Here is a 3,904-nt window from a genome sequence, read left to right as displayed (position 1 = left end):
TCGCTTTCGGTATCTGAAAGATATGGCTGGAGCCGTTATGTTGCTCATCAGGCTTATTATTCATTACTTAATCGCGAGTTTGAATGGGAGCTGATGCCTTTAGGTATCGACCAAAAGGTAAGCACCATTGTTTGGAGCCCGCTCTCATCCGGTCAGCTAAGTGGAAAATTCAGGAGAGGGGTGCCAATCCCGGAACATTCCAGAACTGTACAGGGCGGCGCTCACGGACCTGCTACAAATTTTGATCACTTGTACAACATTGTCGATGCACTTGATGAAGTTGCCGAAGAAACAGGGAAATCTGTGGCACAAGTAGCGTTGAATTGGCTATTGCAAAGACCTACCGTTGCCAACCTGGTAATCGGTGCCCGTAATGAAGAACAGCTTAAACAAAACCTTGGCGCTATAGGATGGAATTTAACGATTGAGCAGGTTAAAAAGCTGGATGCCGCCAGCGAGGTAGATCCGATATATCCGTACTGGCACCAGCGCCAAAATTTAAAACTGGTACCGCTGCCGATACAGTATTAAAAAGTATTAAATAAGAAAAGCTTACGTAGTTTTACGTAAGCTTTTCTTTTAAATCCCGTAACAGTACGCTGTTATAGTTGTAAGGATTGCTTTAGTTTTGTTTTAAAGGGAATGCGATATCGAAATTATTATATGATATCTAAACCTTATCACTATTAAACCTTTCCTGTATGATCAAAAAACAATACCTAAAAGAAATAGTCCTATCTGGTACCCAGCAAAAAGGTAGTGCTTCAAATAATCAAAAAGAAGTATCTAAAATTCAAAGCTGGCTTAATTTGTATGCCGTTACCAACCCTTCGGCGGGCACGGCAACTGGGATTGACAGCAGTTTTGGCCCGGGTACAGAAACAGCAGTTAAAAATTTCCAGAAGGCGAAAAATCTGCCTCAAACAGGTATTGTTGATAGCACTGTTTTTGCAGCGCTAACCCAACCCATGGTAAATGCATTCAAAAGCCCTGTACCGGGAACCGGTTTAAGGGAATTGATTGTGAATACAGCCATTCAGCATTTAAGTAATGCGCCATTTGAGCTTGTTATTAAGGGCCAAAGTAATAGCGGCCCATGGGTAAGGGCTTATATGGATAATAACGAAGGAACACCATGGTTTTGGTGCATGGGTTTTGTACAAACCATTATTGACCAGGCTGCTACGCAATTGGGCAAAGATTTTCGCACGCTGATGCCATTAACCTATAGTTGCGATACAGTAGGCACTACCGGCATCGCCAAAGGCTTGCTAAGCCGAGTTGCAACTGTGAGGGCTAATCCTTCGATAGTAAAGCCCGGTGATATTTTCCTGGTTCAAAAAACACCTAACGACTGGTTTCACACTGGTCTTATTATCGGCGTACACGGCGATCTGTTTGACACGATAGAAGGAAATACCAATACCGACGGAAGCAGCAACGGAAACGGCGTATACAAGCGTGTACGTAACTTTCAAACTTCAAAGCTGGATGTATTTTCAATACAGCCCCTTGTATAAAAGTCTTCCCTGCAGTTAATACCCCCTTAAGCCCCTTTATTGGGGCTTTCTGTTTTTTATAAGCTAAAAGCCAAAGGCTTAAGGCGGAAAGCTTAAAGCTAATTTAACGCTTAAGCAACCTGACCATCAGCTTTAAGCTTTATGCCTTTCGCTTTCAGCTCAATTAAGTAACAGTTAAATTACAATTGCTTCATAAAAAAATTGCCCGATAGCTTTAGCCCTTTACAAAACTTAGCTAATTTGCGGGGCAGCCCGCCGGGGTGTGCTTATAAATCCAATTAACCTGTTTTGAGTATGATTAACCGTAGAAAGTTTATTCAATCAACCGCCGTAGCGGGTACAAGTTTTCTGCTTGCGCCGCAACTATCAAAAGCTGCCGGATTTTTTAAAGGGTCACCTAACGAAAAATTGGTTTTAGGCATGATGGGTACTAATAGCCGTGGGCTATATCTTGCCCAAAGTTTTGCCAAATTACCCAATGTGGAGATCGGTTACATCTGCGATGTCGATTCGAACGTGGTTGCTAAAACGATTGATGCGATCTATAAACAAACCGGGAAAAAGCCGCAAGGCTTAACGGATATCCGCAAAATGCTGGAGATAAAGGATATTGACGCAGTAGTAGTAGCTCCGCCCGACCACTGGCATGCACCTGCAACGATTATGGCCTGCCAGGCAGGTAAGCATGTATACGTGGAGAAACCTTGCAGCCACAACCCTCACGAGGGGGAGATGGCCGTAGAAGCAGCAAATAAATATAAACGCCTGGTGCAAATGGGGAGCCAGCGCCGTTCATTCTCCAATGTACAAGCCATGGTAAAAGAGCTGCATGATGGTGTTATCGGTCGTACTTATTATGCTAAAGGCTGGTATACCAATCATCGCTCAACTATTGGCAAAGGGAAACAAGTGTCTGTACCCGCTAATTTAAATTATGATTTATGGCAGGGGCCTGCACCGCGACGGCCTTACCAGGATAACCTGATTCATTATAACTGGCACTGGTTCTGGAATTGGGGCACAGGCGAGGCGCTGAATAATGGCACACATGAGCTGGACGTGATTCGCTGGGGGCTTGGCGTTGATTATCCTAACAAGGTAGTATCAACAGGAGGACGGTTTCATTTTGATGATGACTGGCAAACTCCCGATACGCAAAATATCCTCTATAACTTTCCTAATAATACCGCTGCAGAATGGGAATGCCGGAGTTGTAATGGCTTCGAAATCGAAAAATTAAGCAGGGGGGTAGTGTTTTATGGCGATAAAGGAACCCTGTTTTACGACAGCGGCAATAGCTATCGTGTTTATGATGGCGATAATAAACTGGTAAAAGAGGTTAAGGACGATACCAAGGTCGATGGCACAAACAAGGTGAGCCCAACGGAGGCGCTGGATGGTTTCCACATGAAAAACTTTGCCGATTCGGTAAGAGGGACCGATAAACTGAACTGTCCAATAGAGATCGGCTTTAAATCAACCTTGTTACCGCAATTGGGCAATATCTCGTACCGCGTTGACCGCGTGCTGCATATAGACCCAAACAACGGCCATATTTTGAATGATCCCGAAGCGCAAAAGCTTTGGAGCAGGGAGTACGAAAAGGGCTGGGAGGTGAAGGTATAAATGCCTGTTTTTTTATGTCATTGCGAGGAGGAACGACGAAGCAATCTCGTAGCTGTGCATGTCGAAAATACATTGGCGACGAGATTGCCGCACTATCGCTCGCAGTGACATCTATTTAAAATCAAACAAGAAAATATCAATCAATGAAAAAAATAATATACCCTGCAATTATGCTTCTGGCGTCAACGGCATTCAGTCCGGTGAGCGCTCAAACCAAATTATTTGATGGTAAAACGCTTAAAGGCTGGAAACGCCTTGCCGGTACCGCCGATTATAAGGTAGAAGATGGTGCCATAGTGGGTACCACGGTACTTAACTCCGGCAATTCATTTTTAGTTACAGAAAAAGAATACGGCAATTTCATATTAGAATTGGATGCTAAAATTGAAAGCGAGCTAAGCAATTCGGGCGTACAAACCCGTAGCCATTACGATCCGGAAGGCAATAAGGGCAAAGGCAAGGTTTATGGCAGGCAGTTTGAGATCGATCCGTCATCACGTAAATGGACCGGCGGTATTTATGATGAAGGACGGCGCGACTGGCTGTACCCGCTTGACCTGAACCCGAAAGCCAAAGAAGCATTTAAAGTAGGCGAATACAATCACATCAGGATTGAATGCATCGGCAACGAAATGAAAACCTGGGTAAATGGTGTGCCGGCCGGTGACGTAGTTGACACTGTCGACAGCAAGGGCTTCATAGCACTGCAGGTTCATGCAGTAAGTGAGGAAAAGCAAGCCGGTAAAAAGGTTTATTTT

The 3,904-nt window shown here is 44.3% G+C and carries 4 protein-coding genes; all 4 read left to right on the top strand.

Features of this window, described 5'->3' with window-relative positions; all coding sequences use genetic code 11:
- On the top strand, nt 1-531 hold a 531-nt coding region (locus tag VF500_RS04500), incomplete at its 5' end, for an aldo/keto reductase (protein WP_330858534.1).
- 170 nt (nt 532-701) lie between these two features.
- Nucleotides 702-1,520, top strand: a complete 819-nt coding sequence (locus tag VF500_RS04495; protein ID WP_330858533.1) for a peptidoglycan-binding domain-containing protein — start codon at nt 702-704, stop codon at nt 1,518-1,520.
- Nucleotides 1,521-1,814: 294 nt separating this feature from the next.
- Nucleotides 1,815-3,146 carry a Gfo/Idh/MocA family oxidoreductase gene (locus VF500_RS04490; RefSeq protein ID WP_330858532.1) on the top strand — a complete coding sequence of 444 codons (1,332 nt, stop codon included), beginning with the start codon at nt 1,815-1,817 and terminating at the stop codon, nt 3,144-3,146.
- A gap of 143 nt (nt 3,147-3,289) precedes the next feature.
- A partial coding sequence (locus tag VF500_RS04485) for a DUF1080 domain-containing protein (RefSeq protein WP_330858531.1) occupies nt 3,290-3,904 on the top strand: 615 nt, incomplete at its 3' end.

Source organism: Mucilaginibacter sp. (assembly GCF_036383575.1).
In the GTDB taxonomy this organism is placed as follows: domain Bacteria; phylum Bacteroidota; class Bacteroidia; order Sphingobacteriales; family Sphingobacteriaceae; genus Mucilaginibacter.
The sequence above is the reverse complement of the archived record's forward strand: the minus strand, read 5'-3'. Positions and strand labels throughout refer to the sequence as shown.

What these genes read in the sequence shown, in the direction of transcription:
- VF500_RS04495 (WP_330858533.1), top strand. Translation starts at nt 702, where the DNA reads ATGATCAAAAAACAATACCTAAAAGAAATAGTCCTATCTGGTACCCAG.
- VF500_RS04490 (WP_330858532.1), top strand. Translation starts at nt 1,815, where the DNA reads ATGATTAACCGTAGAAAGTTTATTCAATCAACCGCCGTAGCGGGTACA.